Raw genomic sequence first — 22048 nt, forward strand, 5'->3', positions numbered from 1 at the left:
TGCCCCCCTTTCGTACGGCTGCTAGTCGCGGGCCGCGGTCAGGTGCTCCGCGTGCTCCTGGAGGGAGCGGACGCCCACGTCGCCGCGGTTGAGCGCGTCGATGCCCTGGACGGCGGCGGCGAGCGCCTGGACCGTGGTCAGGCACGGGACGCCGCGCGCCACGGCGGCGGTGCGGATCTCGTAGCCGTCGAGACGGCCGCCGGTGCCGTACGGGGTGTTGACGATCAGGTCGACCTGGCCGTCGTGGATCAGCTGGACGATGGTCTTCTCGCCGTTCGGGCCCTCGCCCTCGCTGAGCTTGCGCACCGCGGTGGCGTTGATGCCGTTGCGGCGCAGGACCTCGGCGGTGCCGGAGGTGGCCATCAGCTCGAAGCCGTGGGCGACGAGCTCGCGGGCCGGGAAGATCATCGAGCGCTTGTCGCGGTTGGCGACGGAGATGAAGGCGCGGCCCTTGGTGGGCAGCGGGCCGTAGGCGCCGGCCTGCGACTTGGCGTAGGCGGTGCCGAAGACGGCGTCGATGCCCATGACCTCGCCGGTGGAGCGCATCTCCGGGCCGAGGACGGTGTCCACGCCGCGGCCGTGGATGTCGCGGAAGCGCGACCACGGCATGACGGCCTCCTTGACGGAGATCGGCGCGTCGATCGGCAGGGTGCCGCCGTCGCCGGTCTTCGGGAGCAGGCCCTCCTCGCGCAGTTCGGCGATGGTGGCGCCGAGCGAGATGCGGGCGGCGGCCTTCGCGAGCGGGACGGCGGTGGCCTTCGAGGTGAAGGGCACGGTCCGGGATGCGCGCGGGTTGGCCTCCAGGACGTAGAGGATGTCGCCGGCCATCGCGAACTGGATGTTGATCAGGCCGCGGACTCCGACGCCCTTGGCGATGGCCTCGGTGGAGGCGCGCAGGCGCTTGATGTCGTAGCCGCCGAGGGTGATCGGGGGCAGGGCGCAGGCCGAGTCGCCGGAGTGGATGCCGGCTTCCTCGATGTGCTCCATGACGCCGCCGAGGTAGAGCTCGTTGCCGTCGTAGAGGGCGTCGACGTCGATCTCGATGGCGTCGTCGAGGAAGCGGTCGACCAGCACGGGGCGGGTCGGTGAGATCTCGGTGGACTCCGCGATGTATGACTCCAGGCGGGCCTCGTCGTAGACGATCTCCATGCCGCGGCCGCCGAGCACGTACGAGGGGCGGACCAGGACCGGGTAGCCGATCTCGTCGGCGATCGCCTTCGCGCCGGCGAAGGTGGTGGCCGTGCCGTGCTTGGGGGCGGGCAGGCCGGCCTCGGCGAGGACGCGTCCGAAGGCGCCGCGGTCCTCGGCGGCGTGGATGGCCTCCGGGGAGGTGCCCACGACGGGGACGCCGTTGTCCTTGAGGGCCTGGGCGAGGCCCAGGGGGGTCTGGCCGCCGAGCTGGACGACGACGCCCGCGATGGGGCCGGCGAGGGATTCGGCGTGGACGATCTCCAGCACGTCTTCGAGCGTCAGCGGCTCGAAGTACAGGCGGTCGGAGGTGTCGTAGTCGGTGGAGACGGTCTCCGGGTTGCAGTTGACCATCACGGTCTCGTAGCCGGCGTCGCTGAGGGCGAAGGAGGCGTGGACGCAGGAGTAGTCGAACTCGATGCCCTGGCCGATGCGGTTCGGGCCGGAGCCCAGGATGATGACCGCGGGCTTGGTGCGCGGGGCGACCTCGGACTCCTCGTCGTAGGAGGAGTAGAAGTACGGGGTCTTCGCGGCGAACTCGGCGGCGCAGGTGTCGACCGTCTTGTAGACCGGGCGGACGCCGAGGGCGTGGCGGACCTCGCGGACGACGTCCTCGCGCAGGCCGCGGATCTCGGCGATCTGGGCGTCGGAGAAGCCGTGGCGCTTGGCCTCGGCGAGGAGTTCGGGCTCCAGCTTCTCGGCTGCGGCGAGGTCGTCGGCCGTCTCCTTGATCAGGAAGAGCTGGTCGACGAACCAGGGGTCGATCTTCGTGGAGGCGAAGACCTCTTCCTGGGTGGCGCCGGCGCGGATGGCCTGCATGACGGTGTTGATGCGGCCGTCGGTGGGGCGGACCGCGGTGGCCAGCAGTTCGTCCTTGTCGCCGGGCTCGCCGACGAAGGTGAACTGCGAGCCCTTCTTCTCCAGGGAGCGCAGGGCCTTCTGCAGGGCCTCGGTGAAGTTGCGGCCGATGGCCATGGCCTCGCCGACCGACTTCATGGTGGTGGTGAGGGTGGCGTCGGCGACCGGGAACTTCTCGAAGGCGAAGCGCGGGGCCTTGACGACGACGTAGTCGAGGGTCGGCTCGAAGGAGGCCGGGGTCTTCTCGGTGATGTCGTTGGGGACCTCGTCGAGCGTGTAGCCGATGGCCAGCTTGGCGGCGATCTTGGCGATCGGGAAGCCGGTGGCCTTCGACGCGAGCGCCGAGGAGCGCGAGACGCGCGGGTTCATCTCGATGACGATGACGCGGCCGTCGACCGGGTCGATGGCGAACTGGATGTTGCAGCCGCCGGTGTCGACGCCGACCTCGCGGATGATCGCGATGCCGATGTCGCGCAGCCGCTGGTACTCGCGGTCGGTGAGCGTCATGGCGGGGGCGACGGTGATGGAGTCGCCGGTGTGGACGCCCATCGGGTCGAAGTTCTCGATGGAGCAGACGACGACCACGTTGTCCTTGGTGTCGCGCATCAGCTCCAGCTCGTACTCCTTCCAGCCGAGGATGGACTCCTCCAGGAGCACCTCGGTGGTCGGGGAGAGCGTGAGGCCCTGGCCGGCGATGCGGCGCAGCTCGTCCTCGTCGTGGGCGAAGCCGGAGCCGGCGCCGCCCATGGTGAAGGAGGGGCGGACGACGACGGGGTAGCCGCCGAGCGTCTCGACGCCCTTGAGGACGTCGTCCATGGAGTGGCAGATGACCGAGCGGGCGGACTCGCCGTAGCCGATCTTGGCCTTGACGGCCTCGACGACGCCCTTGAAGAGGTCGCGGTCCTCGCCCTTGTTGATGGCCTCGACGTTGGCGCCGATGAGCTCGACGCCGTACTTCTCCAGCACACCCTGCTCGTGCATGGAGATCGCGGTGTTCAGCGCGGTCTGGCCGCCGAGGGTCGGGAGCAGGGCGTCGGGGCGCTCCTTGGCGATGATCTTCTCGACGAACTCGGGGGTGATCGGCTCGACGTACGTGGCGTCGGCGATCTCCGGGTCGGTCATGATCGTCGCCGGGTTGGAGTTGACCAGGATGACGCGCAGGCCCTCGGCCTTGAGGACGCGGCAGGCCTGGGTGCCGGAGTAGTCGAACTCGGCGGCCTGTCCGATGACGATCGGGCCGGAGCCGATGACCAGGACGGACTGGATATCGGTGCGCTTAGGCACGCTCGGCCTCCATCAGGGATACGAAACGGTCGAAGAGGTACGCGGCGTCGTGCGGGCCGGCGGCCGCTTCGGGGTGGTACTGGACGGAGAAGGCCGGCTGGTCGAGCAGCTGGAGGCCTTCGACGACCTGGTCGTTCAGGCAGACGTGGGAGACCTCGGCGCGGCCGTAGGGGGTCTCGGAGACCTTGTCCAGGGGCGCGTCGACGGCGAAGCCGTGGTTGTGCGCGGTGACCTCGACCTTGCCGGTGGTGCGGTCCTGGACCGGCTGGTTGATGCCGCGGTGGCCGTACTTCAGCTTGTAGGTGCCGAAGCCGAGTGCGCGGCCGAGGATCTGGTTGCCGAAGCAGATGCCGAAGAGCGGGGTCCTGCGCTCCAGGACGCCCTGCATGACGGAGACGGGGCCGTCGGCGGTGGCCGGGTCGCCCGGGCCGTTGGAGAAGAACACGCCGTCGGGCTGGACGGCGTAGACGTCCTCGACGGTGGCGGTGGCGGGCAGGACGTGGACCTCGATGCCGCGCTCGGCCATGCGGTGCGGGGTCATGCCCTTGATGCCGAGGTCGACGGCGGCGACGGTGAAGCGCTTCTCGCCGATCGCGGGGACGACGTACGCCTCCTTGGTGGCGACCTCGGCGGAGAGGTTGGCGCCCTTCATCTGCGGCTGCGCCTGGACCTTGGCCAGCAGGGCCGCGTCGTCGGCGATGGCCTCGCCGGAGAAGATGCCGACCCGCATGGCGCCGCGCTCGCGCAGGTGGCGGGTCAGGGCGCGGGTGTCGACGCCGCAGATGCCGACGACGCCCTGGCTGACGAGCTCGTCGTCCAGCGTGCGCCGGGAGCGCCAGTTGGAGGGGAGGCGGGCGGGGTCGCGTACGACGTAGCCGGAGACCCAGATGCGGGAGGACTCGGGGTCCTCGTCGTTGACGCCGGTGTTGCCCACGTGGGGGGCGGTCATCACGACGACCTGCCGGTGGTACGACGGGTCGGTGAGGGTCTCCTGGTAGCCGGTCATGCCGGTGGAGAACACGGCCTCGCCGAAGGTCTCCCCCACTGCGCCGTAGGCGCGGCCGCGGAAGATGCGGCCGTCCTCCAGGACGAGTACGGCGGGAGCTTTGGCTGCTCCCCTGGTGGAGGTCGTCATCGTTCGGCGCCTTCCGTCGTGATGGATGGGTTCATGAGGTTGATCGCTTCGACCCAGGCGGCGTGTTCGGCCGCGCGGTCGGAGCGGAATCCGGAGTCGATCAGCTTGTCGCCGTGCGCCCAGGTGACGACGAGCAGACCGCCCTCGGTGAGTACCTTGCCCGCGATTCCCTTGTCGAGGCGGGCGCCGCGCAGCTGCGCGGCCGGTACGAAGAAGTCGCCTGCACCCGGTCGGACCACGTCGAGGCCCGCGTCCGTGAGGGTGAGCTCGACCCGGCTGCGGATGCCCAGGCCGTGGGCGACGATCCGGTCGAGCCACTGTCCGGCGGTGGTGGAGCCGTGGTAGCGGCCGGTCAGGGCCAGCCGGTGCGCGGGGAGGCCGTCGGGGGCTGCGGGGAGCTCGGGCAGGTCGTTCTGCAGGGCCCCCCGCCATTTCCAGCCCTGCCGCATCAGCCAGTACACGAACGCGATGAAGACGACGAGGCCGATCACCCACGCGATGCGTGCGCCGACTTCGGTCACCTCCGCCGACTGTCGTTCGGCGGCCTCGGCGGCCAGTTGGATCACTGCAGGTGTCACGCGAGTTTCCCGTCCACGACCGTTGCCCGGCCCCGCAGGAAGGTGTGAGTGACGCGTCCGGGAAGCTCACGGCCCTCATAGGGCGTGTTGCGGCTCCGGGAGGCGAAGTGTGCGGGGTCCACGACACCACGGTACGAGGTGTCGACCAGGGTGAGGTTCGCGGGTTCACCTGCCGAGACGGGGCGGCCGTGGCCCGCCAGGCCGCCGATGCGCGCCGGGGCGTAGGACATCCGTTCGGCGACGCCCGCCCAGTCGAGCAGTCCGGTCTCCACCATCGTCTGCTGGACGACGGAGAGCGCGGTCTCCAGGCCGACCATGCCCATGGCGGCGGAGGCCCACTCGCAGTCCTTGTCCTCGTGCGGGTGCGGGGCGTGGTCGGTGGCGACGATGTCGATCGTGCCGTCGGCGAGGGCCTCGCGCAGGGCCATGACGTCGCGCTCGGTGCGCAGCGGCGGGTTGACCTTGTAGACCGCGTTGTAGGAGCGGACCAGCTCGTCGGTGAGGAGCAGGTGGTGCGGGGTGACCTCGGCGGTGACGTCGATGCCGCGGGACTTGGCCCAGCGGACGATCTCGACGGAGCCGGCGGTGGAGAGGTGGCAGATGTGGACGCGGGAGCCGACGTGCTCGGCGAGGAGGACGTCGCGGGCGATGATCGACTCCTCGGCGACGGCGGGCCAGCCGCCGAGGCCGAGCTCGGCGGAGACGACGCCCTCGTTCATCTGGGCGCCCTCGGTGAGGCGGGGCTCCTGGGCGTGCTGGGCGACGACTCCGCCGAAGGCCTTCACGTACTCCAGGGCCCGGCGCATGATCACGGCGTCGTCGACGCACTTGCCGTCGTCGGAGAAGACGGTGACGCGGGCGGCGGACTCGTGCATGGCGCCCAGCTCGGAGAGCTGCTTGCCCTCCAGGCCGACGGTGACGGCGCCGATGGGCTGCACGTCGCAGTAGCCGGACTCCTTGCCCAGGCGCCAGACCTGCTCGACGACGCCGGCGGTGTCGGCGACGGGGAAGGTGTTCGCCATGGCGAAGACGGCGGTGTAGCCGCCGGAGGCGGCGGCGCGGGTGCCGGTGAGGACGGTCTCGGAGTCCTCGCGGCCGGGCTCGCGCAGGTGGGTGTGCAGGTCGACGAGGCCGGGGAGGAGGACCTGGCCGGCGGCCTCGATCACGGTCGCGCCGTCTGCGGGGAGGTCCTGGCCGACCTGGGCGATGGTCTCGCCGTCGATCAGGACGTCCTGCGCCTCGCCGCCGAGTACCTTCGCGCCACGGATAAGGATCTTGCTCATGGTTACTTGCTCTCCTCGGTGCGGGCGGCGGGGGTGGTGGTGACGGCGGGCTCGGAGCCTCCGAGCAGCAGGTAGAGGACGGCCATCCGGGTGGAGACGCCGTTGGCGACCTGTTCGACGGCGGTGCAGCGGTCGGAGTCTGCGACCTGGGCGGTGATCTCCATGCCGCGGTTCATCGGGCCGGGGTGCATCACGATGGCGTGCTCGGGCATCTTGGCCATGCGGTCGCCGTCGAGGCCGTAGCGGCGGGAGTACTCGCGCTCGGTCGGGAAGAAGGCGGCGTTCATGCGTTCGCGCTGCACACGGAGCATCATCACCGCATCCGACTTCGGCAGCACGTCGTCGAGGCTGTAGGAGACCTCGCACGGCCAGGTCTCGACGCCGATGGGGACGAGGGTGGGCGGGGCCACCAGGGTGACCTCGGCGCCGAGGGTGTGCAGCAGGTGGACGTTGGAGCGGGCCACGCGGCTGTGCAGGACGTCGCCGACGATGGTGATGCGGCGGCCGTCGAGGTCCTTGCCCAGGCCCGCGTCGCGGCCGACGAGGCGGCGGCGCATGGTGAAGGCGTCCAGGAGGGCCTGGGTGGGGTGCTCGTGGGTGCCGTCGCCGGCGTTGACGACGGCGGAGTCGATCCAGCCGGAGGTCGCGAGCCGGTAGGGGGCGCCGGAGGCGTGGTGGCGGATGACGACGGCGTCGGCGCCCATGGCCTCCAGGGTCAGCGCGGTGTCCTTGAGGGATTCGCCCTTGGAGACCGAGGAGCCCTTGGCGGAGAAGTTGATGACGTCGGCGGACAGGCGCTTGGCGGCCGCCTCGAAGGAGATCCGGGTGCGGGTGGAGTCCTCGAAGAAGAGGTTGACGACGGTGAGACCGCGCAGGGTGGGCAGCTTCTTGATCGGCCGGTCCGCGACGCGGGCCATCTCCTCGGCGGTGTCGAGGATCAGGACGGCGTCGTCGCGCGTGAGATCGGCGGCCGAGATGAGGTGGCGCTTCATCTGGATGGCTCCGTAGGTCGGGAGGTCAGGTGCGGGCGGACTGACGTGCAGCGGACTGACGTGCAGCGGACTGACGTGCAGGCGTGCGCGGCGGGCAGGGCAGGGCTCGGCGCGGACCCCGCCGGGGTCCGTCGTCGTGGTGGGCTACTGCCCTGCTGCCTGGGCGGTCCGCTGGCCGAGCAGCACGGCGTCACGGCCGTCCTCCTCCTGGAGCTGGACCTTGACGGTCTCCCGCAGCGACGTGGGGAGGTTCTTGCCGACGTAGTCGGCGCGGATCGGCAGTTCGCGGTGGCCGCGGTCGACGAGGACGGCGAGCTGGACGGCGCGGGGGCGGCCGAGGTCGCCGAGGGCGTCGAGCGCGGCGCGGATGGTGCGGCCGGAGAACAGGACGTCGTCGACGAGGACGACGAGGCGTCCGTCGAGGTCGTCGCCGGGGATCTCGGTGCGGCCGATCGCGCGGGCGGGCTTCATGCGCAGGTCGTCGCGGTACATGGTGATGTCGAGGGAGCCGACCGGGATCTTCGCGCCGGTGATCGCTTCGAGTTTGTCCGCCAGCCGGCGGGCCAGGTACACACCGCGGGTGGGGATGCCGAGAAGCACCACGTCGTCGGCGCCCTTGGCGCGTTCGACGATCTCGTGGGCGATACGGGTCAGGACCCGTGCGATGTCCTGCGCCTCCAGTACGGGGCGCGCGGAATCGGAGTTCTGCTGGGCGTCCATGAAAAGGACCTCCTTCTCCGCCTCACGGGACGGACCTTAAAGGACGTCTGATGTACGTCTCCCACGGTACCAGGGGAGCTGTGGTGCCCCGGCACCGGGGGCCGGCGGCAGGGCGCCCACGGGGCTGCTGGCGCCCCTCTCCCGGGGGGATGAAGACCATTCGGCTTGACGCACCCAAGTAACGCTGCGTAACCTCACAGTGAGTTACCAGCCGCGCGGCGGAGCCGCACGTAGTTATGTAGTCGCAGTGTCCTTTCCGTCACAGCGTCACAGCGTCCGGGAGCGTTATGTCCAGCGAATACGCCAAACAGCTCGGGGCCAAGCTCCGCGCCATCCGCACCCAGCAGGGCCTTTCCCTCCACGGTGTCGAGGAGAAGTCGCAGGGCCGGTGGAAGGCCGTGGTGGTCGGGTCGTACGAGCGCGGGGACCGCGCCGTGACCGTCCAGCGCCTGGCCGAGCTGGCGGACTTCTACGGGGTGCCGGTGCAGGAACTGCTGCCGGGCACGACTCCCGGCGGAGCGGCCGAGCCGCCGCCGAAGCTGCGCCTCGACCTGGAGCGCCTGGCGGGCGTCCCCGCGGAGAAGGCCGGCCCGCTGCAGCGTTACGCGGCGACGATCCAGAGCCAGCGCGGTGACTACAACGGCAAGGTGCTGTCGATCCGCCAGGACGACCTGCGCACCCTGGCCGTCATCTACGACCAGTCGCCCTCGGTGCTGACCGAGCAGCTCATCAGCTGGGGCGTGCTGGACGCGGACGCCCGTCGCGCGGTGGCGCACGAGGACGTCTGATCCTCGCGCTCCACACCAGCAGAAACGTTTACCGGTGGGTGCCGGGCCCTTGCGGGGGCCCGGCACCCACCGGTTTTTTCGTCCCGCCGCGCTCCGAGGGCGTGTTTCGCAAAACGCCCTAGGGCCGAGGGCCGTACGGGCGCAACGGAAGGGCCCGCAGCGCACATGCTGCGGGCCCTTCCGAATGGCGGTGCCGGTGCCGCGGGGCGGCGTGCCGTCAGCTCTCGCTGCGCCGCAGGCTCGGCTTGAGGTCCTTGAAGCGGGCCAGCAGCCCGTTCACGAACGAGGGGGACTCGTCCGTGGAGAACTCCTTGGCGAGCTGGACGGCCTCGTCGATGGCCACGGCGTCCGGGGTGTCGTCCACCCAGATCAGCTCGTAGGCACCGAGCCGCACGATGTTCCGGTCCGCGGCCGGCATGCGGTCGAGGTCCCAGTCCACGGCGTAGGTGACGATCAGGTCGTCGATGCGGTTCACCTTGTCGGCGTAACCCTCGACCAGATCCATCGTGAAGGCGTTGACCGGCGGCTGCCGGTCGTCCGACCGCGCGTGGCGGATCCAGTCCGCGAGGACCTCGCGGACGGACACCCCGCGCTGGTCGGCCTCGAACAGGATCTGGAAGGCGCGCTTGCGCGCGTTGCTCCGGGCAGCCACGGTTAGCTGTTCACCCGGCCGAGGTAGTCGCTGGTGCGGGTGTCGACCTTGACCTTCTCGCCCGTGTTGACGAACAGCGGGACCTGGATCTCGTGGCCGGTCTCCAGCTTGGCGGGCTTGGTGCCGCCGGTGGAGCGGTCGCCCTGGACGCCCGGGTCGGTGTGCTCGATGGTGAGCTCGACGGCGGCGGGGAGCTCGACGTAGAGAACCGAGCCCTCGTGCTGCGCGACCGAGGCGGTGAAGCCCTCGATGAGGAAGTTGGCGGCGTCGCCGACGGCCTTCGGGTCGACCATCAGCTGGTCATAGGTCTGCATGTCCATGAAGACGAAGTACTCGCCGTCCATGTACGAGAACTGCATGTCACGGCGGTCGATGGTGGCCGTCTCGACCTTCGTGCCGGCGTTGAAGGTCTTGTCGACGACCTTGCCGGAAAGCACGTGCTTGAGCTTGGTGCGCACGAAGGCCGGGCCCTTGCCGGGCTTGACGTGCTGGAACTCGACGACGGACCAGAGCTGGTCACCGTCGAGCTTGAGCACCATGCCGTTCTTGAGGTCGTTCGTGGAAGCCACGGTTGCGGAATCTCCTGCACTGGAAGACCACGGGTGCGCGCACCACCCGGCAGTGCGGGCTAGAGCGCGAGCAGCTCCTTGGTCGTAATGGTGAGTAGCTCGGGACCGCCGTCCGCCTCGGGGCGTACGACGAGCGTGTCATCGATCCGGACACCTCCCCTGCCGGGGAGGTGAACCCCCGGTTCGACGGTGACCGGCACGCAAGCGTCCAGTTTACCCATTGCCGTAGGTGCAAGCTGCGGGTCCTCGTCGATTTCGAGGCCGACACCGTGTCCCGTCGACGGAGCGAGGGCTTCCGCGTGCCCCGCGGAGTCCAGTACGGAGCGGGCCGCGTGATCCACCTCCCGGTAGGCGGCCCCCGGCACGAGCGCCTCCCGGCCCGCCCGCTGGGCGGTGAAGACGCAGTCGTAGAGCTCGATCTGCCAGTCGGCCGGTGTGGTCCCGATGACGAACGTACGGCCGATCTCGCACCGGTAGCCGCGGTAGTTGGCGCCCAGGCACACGGAGAGGAAGTCCCCTTCCTCCACCCTGCGGTCGGAGGGCCGGTGCCGGGAGCGCCCGGAGTGCGGTCCGGTGCCGACGGAGGTGGGGAAGGCCGGGCCGTCCGCGCCGTGGTCGACGAGCCGGCGCTCCAGCTCCAGCGCGAGGTGGCGTTCGGTGCGTCCGACGAGGATGGACTCCAGCAGTTCGCCCAGTGCCTGGTCGGCGATCTCGGCGGCGATCCGCAGGCAGGCGATCTCCCCCTCGTCCTTGACGAGGCGCTGCTGTTCGACGGCGTTGCCGAGGTCGGCGAGGCGAAGCCGGGGCGCGACGGAGCCCAGGGCCCGGTGCCGGGCGACGGTGAGGTGGTGTTCCTCCACGGCGAGCGAGTCGGCCCGTCCGGAGGAGGCGGCGTCGGCGGCCGCGACGGCGGGGTCGCCGCCGCGGCCGGCCAGCACGGTGACCCGGAGGTGTTCGTCGAGGCGTCCCTCGTCGGCCTCGCCGGTGGGTGCGCCGGCGCAGAACATCGCGTCCTCGGTCGGTCCGACGAGCAGTACGGCGCCGAGCGGTGACGCCCCGGAGAGGTAGCGGACGTTCGCCGGACGCGTGATCAGCGCTGCGGCGTTCCCCGCGGCGGCGCATCGGTCGCGAAGCAGGCCCCGACGGGCGGCGTACACGTCTGACATGTCTTCGAGCCTACGAGCGCCCTGCGGATCCGGCCCGGCGAGCGCGTCCGGACGAGGTGCGGTACGGCCTCGGCAGTGCCGCCGGCCCTGCCCGGCCAGCTTCCCCGCCGGGCGGCCGCTACCAGCCGCCGGGGGCCGGGAGGGCTCTGGCCAGGGCCTCGTCGAGGGCGCGGGCGGTGCCTTCGACGTCGAGCTGGGAGTTGTCGATGATCGGCAGTCCCGAGCCGTACCAGCCGGCCATCCGGCCGTGGATGCGGGCGACCTCCTCGTCGGAGAGGCGGCGGTTGCCGGAGCGCTCGGCGTTGCGCTCCAGGACGATCTCCAGGCCGGGCAGGAGCACGACCGGCAGCAGCGTCGGCCCCACGTGCCGCTTCCAGCCGCCCAGCCCGACCACGGGCCGGTCGGGGAAGACCGCGTCGTCGAGGATGCAGGAGATGCCGTTGGCCAGGTAGTTGCGGGCGGCGAAACCGCAGGTGCGGCGGGCGAGCCGGTACTGCGCCTCGGAGTGCTCGTTCCAGCCGGCCTGCGGGTCGGCGAAGCCGGAGCAGACCCACTCGCGCACGTCGTCCAGGCTGACGTGGGCGGTCGGCACGGGCCGGGTGCTGGCCCAGTGGCGGGCCACGGTGGTCTTGCCCGCCCCGGCGGGCCCGATCAGCAGTACGGCGAGCACGGCGCCGCCGGTTCCCGCCACCGCGGGCGGCAGCGGGATGTGGCCGGTGGCCTCCGGTACGGGCGCCACGTGGGGCGGCGGCGGGGCCTGGTGGGGGGATGGGGCCTGCTGCTGGGACGGCGGCGGGGGCGGGGGCGAACCCGGCCAGCCCTGCGCCGGGGGTATAGGCGGCTGCGGGGGCGCCGCAGGACGCTGCCCCGGCTGCCCCCAGCCCCCGCCACCCACTCCTTGGTGCATCCGCTGCCACTTTCGTCTCGTTCCTGCGACTGATGCGAGAACGTTATATGACCGCGGGGGTCCGGCCGTCCACCAGGCCGCCGGCCCGGGGTGTCAGGCGTCGGTCTCCTCCGCCAGCGCCCGCAGTGCCAGCCGGTAGGAGCCGATGCCGAAGCCCGCCACGGTCCCGGTGGCCACGGCCGCGATGACCGAGGTGTGCCGGAACTCCTCACGGGCGTACGGGTTCGAGATGTGGACCTCGATCAGCGGCGCCGTGCGCTGTGCGGCCGCGTCCCGCATGCCGTACGAGTAGTGGGTGAAGGCCCCCGGGTTGATGACCACGGGGATCTTCCCGTCGGCCGCCTCGTGCAGCCAGCGGATCATCTCGCCCTCGTCGTTGGTCTCGCGGACCTCGACGTCGAAGCCGAGTTCCCCGCCGAGCGCGCGGCAGCTCTCCACCAGCCCGGCGTACGAGGTGGCCCCGTACACGTCGGGCTCGCGCGAGCCGAGCCGGCCCAGGTTCGGGCCGTTCAGCACGAGGACGGGGCGGCTCACGCCGACACCTCGCCGTAGGCGGCGATCAGGTGCGCGGGGTCGGGGCCCTCCAGCACCGTGGGCTTGCCCAGGCCGTCGAGGACGATGAAGCGCAGCAGGTTGCCGCGGGACTTCTTGTCTACCTGCATGGTCTGGAGCAGCTTGGGCCACTGGTCGCCGCGGTAGGTCAGCGGCAGACCGACCGAGGCGAGGATCTCCCTGTGCCGGTCGGCGGTCGCGTCGTCGAGGCGGCCGGCGAGCCGGCCGAGTTCGGCGGCGAAGACCATGCCGACGGAGACGGCGGCGCCGTGGCGCCACTTGTAGCGCTCGTTCTTCTCGATGGCGTGCGCGAGGGTGTGGCCGTAGTTGAGGATCTCGCGGAGTCCCGACTCCTTGAGGTCGCTGGCGACGACGTCGGCCTTGACCTGGATGGAGCGCACGATCAGTTCGGCGGTGTGCGGGCCGGCGGGCGTACGGGCCGCCTGCGGGTCCTCCTCGATCAGGTCGAGGATCACCGGGTCGGAGATGAATCCGGCCTTGATGATCTCGGCGAGGCCGCTGACGTAGTCGTTGACCGGCAGCGACTCCAGTGCGGCGAGGTCGCAGAGCACGCCGGCCGGCGGGTGGAAGGCGCCCACGAGGTTCTTGCCCTCGGCGGTGTTGATGCCGGTCTTGCCGCCGACGGCCGCGTCCACCATCGCCAGGACGGTGGTCGGTACGGCGACCCAGCGCACCCCGCGCAGCCAGCCGGCCGCGACGAAGCCCGCGAGGTCGGTGGTGGCTCCGCCGCCGACGCCGACGATGACGTCGGTGCGGGTGAAGCCCGACTGGCCCAGCGCCTTCCAGCAGTAGGCGGCGACCTCGACCGTCTTGGCCTCCTCGGCGTTCGGCACCTGGATGGCGACCGCCTCGTAGCCCTGGTCGGCGAGGTCGTCGCGCAGTGCCTCCCCGGTCGAGGCGAGGGCCTCGGGGTGGATCACGGCGACCCGCTGGGCCTGACTGCCGATCAGGGAGCCGAGCTCACCGAGCAGCTGCCGCCCGACCAGCACGTCGTACGGGTCATGGCCGGCGCTTCCGCCGACGTGGATCCGCGTCACCTGGTCTGTCATACGTCCTTCAACTCCAGAGCGTCGAGGACCGCCTGGGCGACCTCTTCGGGGGTGCGGTCGTCGGTGGCCACGACGACGCGCGCGACTTCGGTGTAGAGGGGGCGCCGGGCCTCCATCAGCTCGCGCCACTGCCGGCGCGGGTTGACGGCGAGCAGGGGGCGCGCGGCGCCGAGGCCCACCCGCCGTACGGCTTCCTCGACGTCCATCGAGAGGTAGGCGACGGGCAGGCCGGCCAGCAGGGCGCGGGTGCCCGCGTCGAGGACGGCGCCGCCGCCGAGGGCGAGTACTCCGGTGTGCTCGGCGACGGCGGCCGCGACGGCCTGCCGCTCCAGCTCGCGGAAGTACGGCTCGCCCTCGTCGACGAAGATGTCGGAGATCGGCCGGCCCTGGGCGGTGACGATGTCGGCGTCGGTGTCCCGGTAGGGGACGCCGAGCCGCTCGGCGAGCAGCGCCCCCACCGTGGACTTTCCGGACCCCATGGGCCCGACGAGGACGACGAGCGGTCCGGCGCTCACCGGATCTGCAGGTTGTCGAGGTAGGCCTGCACGTTGCGGCGGGTCTCGGGGACCGAGTCGCCGCCGAACTTCTCGACGACGGCGTCGGCCAGCACGAGGGCGACCATCGCCTCGGCGACGATGCCGGCGGCCGGGACGGCGCACACGTCGGAGCGCTGGTGGTGGGCCACGGCCGCCTCGCCGGTGGCGACGTCGACGGTGGCCAGGGCGCGCGGGACGGTCGCGATCGGCTTCATCGCGGCGCGGACGCGGAGCAGCTCGCCGGTGGTCAGGCCGCCCTCGGTACCGCCGGAGCGGCCGGAGGTGCGCTTGATGCCGTCGGGGGTGGAGACGATCTCGTCGTGCGCCTTCGAGCCGGGCACGCGGGCGAGCTCGAAGCCGTCGCCGACCTCGACGCCCTTGATGGCCTGGATGCCCATGAGGGCGCCGGCGAGGCGGGCGTCGAGCCGGCGGTCCCAGTGGACGTGCGAGCCGAGGCCGACCGGGACGCCGTAGGCCAGCACCTCGACGACGCCGCCGAGGGTGTCGCCGTCCTTGTGGGCCTGGTCGATCTCGGCGACCATCGCCTTGCTGGCGTCGGCGTCGAGGCAGCGCACCGGGTCGGCGTCGAGGCGGTCGACGTCGGCGGGGGTGGGGAGGACTCCGTACGGGGCCTTGGCCGCGGCGAGTTCGACCACGTGGGAGACGATCTCGATGCCCGCGACCTCCTTGACGAAGGAACGGGCGACGGCGCCGAGGGCGACGCGGGCGGCGGTCTCACGGGCGCTGGCGCGCTCCAGGATCGGCCGGGCCTCGTCGAAGCCGTACTTCTGCATGCCCGCGAGGTCGGCGTGGCCGGGGCGCGGACGGGTCAGCGGCGCGTTGCGGCCGGTGTCCTTGAGGAGCGAGGGGTCGACCGGGTCGGCCGACATGACGGTCTCCCACTTGGGCCACTCGGTGTTGCCGATCATCACCGCGATCGGGGAGCCCTGGGACAGGCCGTGGCGGACGCCGCCGAGGAAGGTGATCTCGTCCTGCTCGAACTTCATCCGGGCACCGCGGCCATAGCCGAGCCGGCGACGGGCCAGGTGATCGGCCACCAGCTCGGTGGTGACCGGGACGCCGGCGGGAAGGCCCTCCAGCGTCGCGACCAGTGCCGGTCCGTGCGACTCTCCTGCGGTCAGCCAACGCAACCTGCTCAACGATGCTCCTCATGCTCGCGCCTGGTACTGCGACGGCGCGATCGGGTGCGCGGCCCGGACCCGCCTCTCCCGAATCCTCCCACGTCCGGAGTGGTTTCCCGGGCCCCGGTCCAGCTATCGGACGCCTTGGCGGTCAGCGGACCCGGCTGCGGCGCCTGCGGAGCCAGCTGATCGCCGTCCAGACGCCGACGGAACCCACGAGTCCGAAGACGATCGCCTTGGCCCAGACCGGCAGGCCTCCGAAGGCCACCCTGACGAGGGTGAAGAGCGCGAAGGCGATGTCCCACTTCGACGCGAGCACGTGGTCCGTGTCCGTCCCGTCCATCCCATCCCCCTGTGGAAGTGCAGGTGAACAGGGTAACGGCTGACATTACCGACGAGTAGTCGAATACCCGTCCGGATGACTGGATCCGGCGGGCGGGCCGCGCCGCAGCGACGTCTCAGCAGGATCCGGAGAGGGCCGCGAGGCCCGCCCGCCGCATCACTTCGAGCGGCGCCGGGGAGCGGCCGGTCATCTGCTCGACCTGGAGGACCGCCTGGTGCACCAGCAGGTCCAGGCCGCCGAGGAGCTTGCCGCCGCGCTGCGACCAGGCTGCCGCGAGGGCGGTCGGCCAGGGGTCGTAGAGGACGTCGAAGAGGGTGCCCGGCGCGGCCGGTACCGCCGCGGCCAGCGCGTCGGTGGCCCCGGCCGGTGTGGTCGCGACGACCAGCGGGGCCTCCAGCGCCGCGGCCGCCCCGGACCAGTCGGCCGTGCGTACGGGGACGCCCAGCCGCTCGCCCCACTGGCGCATCTCGTCGGCGCGCGCCGAGGAGCGGACGTACGCCGTGACCTCGCCGGTGCAGATCCGCGACAGCGCGGCGAGCGCCGAGGAGGCGGTGGCCCCGGCGCCGAGGATGGCGGCCGAGGAGACCTTCTCGACGCCGCGCTCGTGGAGTGCGGCGACGATGCCGGGGATGTCGGTGTTGTCGCCCAGGCGCCGGCCGTCCCGCGTGAGGACGACCGTGTTGACGGCCTCGACGGAGGCCGCCGTGTCGCTGACGCCGTCCAGCAGCGGGATGACCGCCCGCTTGAGCGGCATGGTCAGCGACAGCCCGGCCCATTCGGGGCCGAGCCCGGCGACGAAACCGGGGAGCGCGGCCTCGTCGATCTCGAAGCGGTCGTACGACCAGTCGTCGAGGCCGAGCTCCCGATAGGCGGCACGGTGGAGCACCGGTGAGAGCGAGTGCTCGATGGGTGAACCCAGCACCGCGGCCCGTATCCGTGTCATGTCCTGCTACCCGCCGTTCTTCTGCCTCTGCCGTTCCTGGAACTCGGCGACGAGCTTGAGGTGCTCGTCGTAGGTCTTGGTGAAGGTCGTCGTGTTGCCGTCGACCGACACGAAGAACATCCAGCCGCCGTGGTCCGGGTTGAGCGTAGCGGTTAGGGCGTCCGTGCCCGGGTTCCCGATGGGGCCGACGGGCAGCCCCCGGATGAAGTGGGTGTTGTACGGGTGGTTGAACGCCTGGGCTTCCTTGAGGTTGAAGTTGATCTCGCTCTGGTTCTTGGCGTAGTTGTACGTCGAGTCGAACTCGATCTTCTGGTTCGTGACGTCGTTGGTCTTCTTCATGCGGTTGTAGACGACCTCGGACATCTTGCGGAAGTCGTCGTGGTTCTTGCCCTCGGCGTTGACGAGGCTGGCGACCGTGACGACCTGCAGCGGGTTCTCCAGGCCGAGCTCCTTGGCCTTGGCCTCGATGCCCAGCTCCAGGTACTTGTCGCTGGCGTTCTTGACCATCTGCCGGAGCAGCGACTCGGGGGTGCTGTCCTTGCTGAGGTCGTAGCGCGCCGGGAAGAGGAAGCCTTCGAGCGGGTCCATGAGCTTGGGGTTGTTCCCGGCCCAGGCCGGCAGCCCGAGGTTCTTGGCGTCGCGCAGGGCGATCTCCCGGGTGGTGCCCTCGGGCTTCTTCAGCTTCTTGTCGATCGCCTCGTACACCTTGGCGTTGCGCATGCCCTCGGTGACGGTGATGACGTTCAGCTTGGTGGGGTCGATCATCAGAGCGACGGCGGCAGCACCCGACATCTTCTTGTTCATCGGGTAGACGCCGGGCTGGATGGACTTGCCCATGGGGCTGGCGTTCGCCGCGTCGACGAAGGCCTGGGCGCTGGCGACGACGCCCGCCTCCTTGAGGATGCGGCCCATCTGCCCCAGGCCGGCGCCCTTGGGGATCTCCACGTCCACGATCTCGCCGGAGCCCTCGCCCGCGAAGTCCTCGGCGGGGGCGAACCTGACCTTGATGTAGTTGTAGGCGTAGTAGCCGCCGCCACCGACGACGCCGAGGATGACCACGGCGGCGAGCAGGCAGGCCGTGCCGCTGCGCTGCTTCTTGCCGCCCTTCGGGGAACGGCCGCCGCGGCGGCCCGCGGGCTCGTCGCCGTCGTCCTCGCCGTCGCGACCGCCCGCACCGCCGGCGGGAAGCCCGGCCTCGGGCTCCTCCTCGACCGGTTCCGGCTCCAGGTGGCGCCGGCCCGGCGGCTGCGGCGGCGGGTAGGCCTCGTCCGTGCCGTACAGGTCGGGCGTCTCGCCGGGATAGCCGGCCGACGGGTGCTGGGCGTAGTCCGCGCCCGCGAACGGGTCGGTCTGCACCGCGGCCGTGTACTGACCCTGCCCGGTGTCCCAGCCCTGGCTGTCGTACACCGGCTGCTGGGGCTGCCCCTGCTGCTGGGCGTACTGCTGCGGGTGCTGGGCCTGCTGCGGCTGCTGCTGGGCGTACCCCTGCTGCGGCTGGGGCTGCTGCTGCGCGTACTGCTGCTGCTGGTACTCGGGGTACTGCTGGTACTCCTGGTACTGCGGCTGCTGGGGGTACTGCTGCTGGTACTCCTGCTGCGGGGCACCGGCGTACGGCACCTGGCCCTGCTGGGTCTGGTGCCCGGTCCACCCCTGGTCCCCGTACAGGGGGTCCTCAGGGTGCCAGGGTTCGGGGCCACGGCCCCGGCCATACTCAGTCATCGGTCCCCTAGAGCCGCGAGACGCGGGGCCACGGACTCCGTCGTCCGCGACGCCCGGTTCCGCCTCTTTGACGGTGGGCGACGGCTGTTCGAATGCCGTCTCATCGCGCGGAACGTTACCGTATCGCGATCAGACAACCACTTCGACGCACTCGCCAGGCGGATTACCTGATACCCGTTCGGTCTCAAGAGCGTTCTGGAGGATCACCACAGCGGCGGCCTGATCGATCACCGAGCGGCCCTTCTTCGCGTTCCTGCCGGAGGCCCGCAGACCCTGGGCCGCGGTGACCGTGGTCATCCGCTCGTCCACCAGACGGACCGTCACCGGCTTGATGCCCTTGGCGAGTTCGTTCGCGAAGGCGCGCACCTTGGCCGCGGCCGGCCCCTCCCGCCCGCTGAGCGAGCGGGGGAGGCCGACCACGACTTCGAGGGGCTCGTACTCCTCGACGAGCTGCCGCAGCCGCCGGTGGGCGAAGGGGATGTCCCGGCCCGGAACGGTTTCCACCGGTGTGGCCAACACCCCGTCGGGGTCGCAGGAGGCGACCCCGATCCGGGCGTCCCCGACGTCGATGGCCAGTCGGCGGCCGCGGCGCAGTGTCATCGTCAGGCCGTCTCTACGACGAGGCGCTCGACGGCGCTGATGGCCTCGGGGACGGCAGCCGCGTTCTGGCCGCCGCCCTGGGCGACGTCCGGCTTGCCGCCACCGCCGCCGCCGAGGGTCTTGGCCGCGGTACGGACCAGGTCACCGGCCTTGAAGCCGCGCTCGCGGGCCGCCTCGTTGGTGGCGATGACGGTCAGCGGGCGGTCGTTCGCCACGGTGAACAGGGCCACCACCGCCGGGCGGTCGCCAGGGATGCGGCCGCGGACGTCGAGGACCAGCTTGCGCAGGTCGTCGGCGCCGGTGCCGTCCGGCACCTGGCCCACGACGAGCGCCACGCCGTTGATGTTCTGGGCGTTCTCGGCGAGGCCCGCGGCGGCCTGGAGGACCTTCTCCGCGCGGAACTTCTCGATCTCCTTCTCGGCGTCCTTCAGCTTGCCGAGCATGGAGGCGATCTTCTCCGGCAGCTCCTCCGGACGGCCCTTGACCAGCTCCTGGAGCTGGGCGACGACCGTGTGCTCCTTGGCGAGGAAGTTGTAGGCGTCCACACCGACGAGGGCCTCGACGCGGCGCACGCCGGAGCCGATGGAGGACTCGCCGAGCAGCTTCACCAGACCCAGCTGGGAGGTGTTGCCGACGTGGGTGCCGCCGCACAGCTCCTTGGAGAAGTCGCCGATGGTCACGACGCGCACGCGCTCGCCGTACTTCTCGCCGAACTCGGCGATGGCGCCCTGCTTCTTCGCCTCGTCGATGCTCATGATCTCGGCGGTGACGTCGAGCTCCCGCGAGAGCACGTCGTTGATCTTCTGCTCGACGTCGGTGAGGACCGAGCCGGGGACGGCGTTCGGGGAGCCGAAGTCGAAGCGGAAGCGGCCGGGGCTGTTCTCGGATCCGGCCTGGGCGGCCGTGGGGCCGAGGGCGTCGCGCAGCGCCTGGTGGGTCAGGTGCGTGGCCGAGTGGGCGCGGGCGATGGCCCGGCGGCGGGTCACGTCGATGGCGGCGTACGCGGAGGCGCCCACCGTCACCTCGCCGACCTGGACGGAGCCCTTGTGCACGGAGACGCCCGGGACGGGCTGCTGCACGTCGCGGACGACGATGACGGCGCCGGAGTCGAGCTTGATGCGGCCCTGGTCGGCGAGCTGGCCGCCGCCCTCGGCGTAGAAGGGGGTCCGGTCGAGGACGACCTCCACGTCGTCGCCTTCGGAGGCGGCGGGCGCGGAGACGCCGTTGACCAGCAGGCCGACGATGGTGGACTCGCCCTGGTTGGTGGCGTAGCCGGTGAACTCGGTGGCGCCGGCGCCGTCGGCGATCTCCCGGTAGGCGGACATGTCCGCGTGGCCGGTCTTCTTGGCCTTGGCGTCGGCCTTGGCGCGGTCGCGCTGCTCCTGCATCAGGCGGCGGAAGCCGGGCTCGTCCACGGAGAGGCCCTGCTCGGCGGCCATCTCCAGGGTGAGGTCGATCGGGAAGCCCCAGGTGTCGTGGAGCAGGAACGCCTTGTCGCCGGAGAGGACCGTGCCGCCGGCGGCCTTGGTCTCGGTCACGGCGGTGTCGAGGATGTTCGTGCCGCCCTTGAGGGCCTTCAGGAAGGCGGCCTCTTCGGCGAGTGCGACGGTCTCGATGCGCCCCCGGTCGGTGACGAGCTCCGGGTACTGCTGTCCCATCGTGTTGATCACGACGTCGACCAGGTCCTGGACGACGGGGCCCGTGGCGCCCATGAGGCGCATGTTGCGGATGGCGCGGCGCATGATGCGGCGCAGCACGTAGCCGCGGCCCTCGTTGCCGGGGGTGACGCCGTCACCGATGAGCATGACGGAGGTGCGGATGTGGTCGGCGACCACGCGCATCGAGACGTCGGTGTTCTCGGCGGCGCCGTAGCGCACGCCGGTCAGCTCGGTGGCCTTGTCCATGACCACGCGCAGGGTGTCGGTCTCGTACATGTTCCGCACGCCCTGCAGGATCATCGCGAGGCGTTCGAGGCCGAGACCGGTGTCGATGTTCTTCGACGGCAGGTCGCCGAGGATCGGGAAGTCCTCCTTGCCGTCGCCGGCGCCCCGCTCGTACTGCATGAAGACCAGGTTCCAGATCTCCACGTAGCGCTCGTCGTTGACGGCCGGGCCGCCCTCGACGCCGAACTCGGGGCCGCGGTCGTAGTTGATCTCGGAGCACGGTCCGCAGGGGCCGGGGACGCCCATGGACCAGAAGTTGTCCTTCTTGCCCAGGCGCTGGATCCGCTCGGCCGGGACGCCGATCTTCTCGCGCCAGATCGTCTCGGCCTCGTCGTCGTCGAGGTAGACGGTGATCCAGAGCTTCTCGGGCTCAAGGCCGTAGCCGCCGTCCGCCACGGAGCTGGTGAGCAGCTCCCAGGCGTACTTGATGGCGCCTTCCTTGAAGTAGTCCCCGAAGGAGAAGTTGCCGCACATCTGGAAGAACGTGCCGTGCCGGGTGGTCTTGCCGACCTCTTCGATGTCCGGCGTCCGGACGCACTTCTGCACGCTGGTGGCCCGCGGGGCCGGGGGCCTGGTCTCACCGAGGAAGTACGGCTTGAAGGGGACCATGCCCGCGTTGACCAGCAGCAGAGTCGGGTCGTCCGCGATGAGCGACGCCGAAGGGACAACGGCGTGACCGCGCTCCTCGAAGAAGCTCAGCCAGCGGCGGCGGATTTCAGCCGACTCCATCAGTGGTCCTCATTCCGGTTGTACGAAAGCTTTGGTCGGTGGTCGATCTGGTCGTTCTCGATGGCCCGCAGCCGCCGCGGCCCGGGCAGGGCCGTGACGTTGTCGGGCCGGTCGGGGTCCTGGTGGAGCCCCAGTGCGTCGTTCAGCTCGTCCTCGCGCTGTGTCATTCCCGCTCTGACGTCGAGGGCGAAGTCCTTGAGGCGGTGTCCCGCCTCGACGGCCTTGTCGGCGGCCTGGGCCGCGAGGCTCTCCGGCGTCAGCTTCCTGAGCTGACGGTTGACCTTGGTGGTGGCCCACACGCCGGCGGCTGCGCCTGCGGTGAACCAGAAGGCTCGGCGGAACATCGGCGGT

Annotated in this window: 21 protein-coding genes; 1 reads left to right on the forward strand and 20 read right to left on the reverse strand. The window is 71.0% G+C overall.

The window, feature by feature from the left end:
- Positions 1-21: 21 nt before the first annotated feature.
- From carB to pyrR, 6 genes are all read right to left on the reverse strand, one after another.
- On the reverse strand, positions 22-3330 hold the full coding sequence (carB, locus tag BSL84_RS06225) for a carbamoyl-phosphate synthase large subunit (protein ID WP_045322064.1): 3309 nt from the start codon (positions 3328-3330) through the stop codon (positions 22-24).
- A complete protein-coding gene (gene carA, locus BSL84_RS06230; RefSeq protein ID WP_030026179.1) occupies positions 3323-4465 on the reverse strand; it encodes a glutamine-hydrolyzing carbamoyl-phosphate synthase small subunit in 1143 nt (380 codons plus the stop codon). Before carA ends, carB begins: the two co-directional genes overlap by 8 nt.
- Positions 4462-5043: a hypothetical protein gene (locus BSL84_RS06235; protein ID WP_030026180.1), complete on the reverse strand. Its 582-nt coding sequence runs from the start codon at positions 5041-5043 to the stop codon at positions 4462-4464. Before BSL84_RS06235 ends, carA begins: the two co-directional genes overlap by 4 nt.
- Complete coding sequence (locus BSL84_RS06240; protein WP_030026181.1) at positions 5040-6326, reverse strand: dihydroorotase; 1287 nt, start codon at positions 6324-6326, stop codon at positions 5040-5042. The genes BSL84_RS06235 and BSL84_RS06240 overlap by 4 nt, the downstream gene beginning before the upstream one ends.
- A 2-nt stretch (positions 6327-6328) precedes the next feature.
- Positions 6329-7318 carry an aspartate carbamoyltransferase catalytic subunit gene (locus BSL84_RS06245; RefSeq protein WP_030026182.1) on the reverse strand — a complete coding sequence of 330 codons (990 nt, stop codon included), beginning with the start codon at positions 7316-7318 and terminating at the stop codon, positions 6329-6331.
- 144 nt (positions 7319-7462) lie between these two features.
- Positions 7463-8038, reverse strand: coding sequence for a bifunctional pyr operon transcriptional regulator/uracil phosphoribosyltransferase PyrR (gene pyrR, locus BSL84_RS06250; protein ID WP_030026183.1), 576 nt, complete (start codon positions 8036-8038; stop codon positions 7463-7465).
- A 287-nt stretch (positions 8039-8325) separates the two neighbouring features.
- On the opposite strand from pyrR, the gene bldD reads away from it, so the two are divergent.
- Entirely contained in the window at positions 8326-8826 is a 501-nt protein-coding gene (gene bldD, locus BSL84_RS06255) for a transcriptional regulator BldD (RefSeq protein WP_030026184.1), read from the forward strand.
- A gap of 217 nt (positions 8827-9043) precedes the next feature.
- Here the strand turns inward: bldD and nusB are convergent, their stop codons facing one another.
- The 14 genes from nusB to BSL84_RS06330 form a co-directional block, all read right to left on the reverse strand.
- Positions 9044-9478: a transcription antitermination factor NusB gene (gene nusB, locus BSL84_RS06260; RefSeq protein ID WP_045322065.1), complete on the reverse strand. Its 435-nt coding sequence runs from the start codon at positions 9476-9478 to the stop codon at positions 9044-9046.
- 2 nt (positions 9479-9480) lie between these two features.
- Positions 9481-10047, reverse strand: coding sequence for an elongation factor P (efp, locus tag BSL84_RS06265; protein WP_030026187.1), 567 nt, complete (start codon positions 10045-10047; stop codon positions 9481-9483).
- A gap of 59 nt (positions 10048-10106) precedes the next feature.
- Entirely contained in the window at positions 10107-11213 is a 1107-nt protein-coding gene (locus BSL84_RS06270; RefSeq protein ID WP_075969979.1) for an aminopeptidase P family protein, read from the reverse strand.
- A gap of 118 nt (positions 11214-11331) precedes the next feature.
- Positions 11332-12120 (reverse strand): AAA family ATPase, encoded by a 789-nt coding sequence (locus tag BSL84_RS06275; RefSeq protein WP_030026190.1) that lies wholly within the window; start codon positions 12118-12120, stop codon positions 11332-11334.
- A gap of 93 nt (positions 12121-12213) precedes the next feature.
- A complete protein-coding gene (gene aroQ, locus BSL84_RS06280; protein ID WP_030026191.1) occupies positions 12214-12654 on the reverse strand; it encodes a type II 3-dehydroquinate dehydratase in 441 nt (146 codons plus the stop codon).
- Positions 12651-13742: a 3-dehydroquinate synthase gene (gene aroB / locus BSL84_RS06285; RefSeq protein ID WP_075969980.1), complete on the reverse strand. Its 1092-nt coding sequence runs from the start codon at positions 13740-13742 to the stop codon at positions 12651-12653. The genes aroQ and aroB overlap by 4 nt, the downstream gene beginning before the upstream one ends.
- Positions 13739-14257: a shikimate kinase gene (locus tag BSL84_RS06290; protein WP_075969981.1), complete on the reverse strand. Its 519-nt coding sequence runs from the start codon at positions 14255-14257 to the stop codon at positions 13739-13741. The genes aroB and BSL84_RS06290 overlap by 4 nt, the downstream gene beginning before the upstream one ends.
- A complete protein-coding gene (gene aroC, locus BSL84_RS06295) occupies positions 14254-15438 on the reverse strand; it encodes a chorismate synthase (protein WP_030026195.1) in 1185 nt (394 codons plus the stop codon). The genes BSL84_RS06290 and aroC overlap by 4 nt, the downstream gene beginning before the upstream one ends.
- Positions 15439-15571: 133 nt before the next feature.
- Entirely contained in the window at positions 15572-15763 is a 192-nt protein-coding gene (locus BSL84_RS06300; protein WP_075969982.1) for a hypothetical protein, read from the reverse strand.
- Positions 15764-15878: 115 nt separating this feature from the next.
- Entirely contained in the window at positions 15879-16706 is an 828-nt protein-coding gene (locus tag BSL84_RS06305) for a shikimate dehydrogenase (protein ID WP_075969983.1), read from the reverse strand.
- A gap of 6 nt (positions 16707-16712) precedes the next feature.
- Positions 16713-18425: an endolytic transglycosylase MltG gene (gene mltG, locus BSL84_RS06310; RefSeq protein ID WP_075969984.1), complete on the reverse strand. Its 1713-nt coding sequence runs from the start codon at positions 18423-18425 to the stop codon at positions 16713-16715.
- A gap of 129 nt (positions 18426-18554) precedes the next feature.
- Positions 18555-19025, reverse strand: coding sequence for a Holliday junction resolvase RuvX (gene ruvX / locus BSL84_RS06320; RefSeq protein WP_030028999.1), 471 nt, complete (start codon positions 19023-19025; stop codon positions 18555-18557).
- A 2-nt stretch (positions 19026-19027) separates the two neighbouring features.
- The gene (alaS, locus tag BSL84_RS06325; RefSeq protein WP_045322071.1) at positions 19028-21697 is read right to left on the reverse strand and encodes an alanine--tRNA ligase; all 2670 of its coding nucleotides are present in this window, start codon (positions 21695-21697) and stop codon (positions 19028-19030) included.
- Positions 21697-22041 (reverse strand): DUF6167 family protein, encoded by a 345-nt coding sequence (locus BSL84_RS06330; RefSeq protein WP_045322072.1) that lies wholly within the window; start codon positions 22039-22041, stop codon positions 21697-21699. Before BSL84_RS06330 ends, alaS begins: the two co-directional genes overlap by 1 nt.
- Positions 22042-22048 lie beyond the last annotated feature (7 nt).

The organism is Streptomyces sp. TN58 (genome assembly GCF_001941845.1).
Taxonomy (GTDB): Bacteria; Actinomycetota; Actinomycetes; order Streptomycetales; family Streptomycetaceae; genus Streptomyces.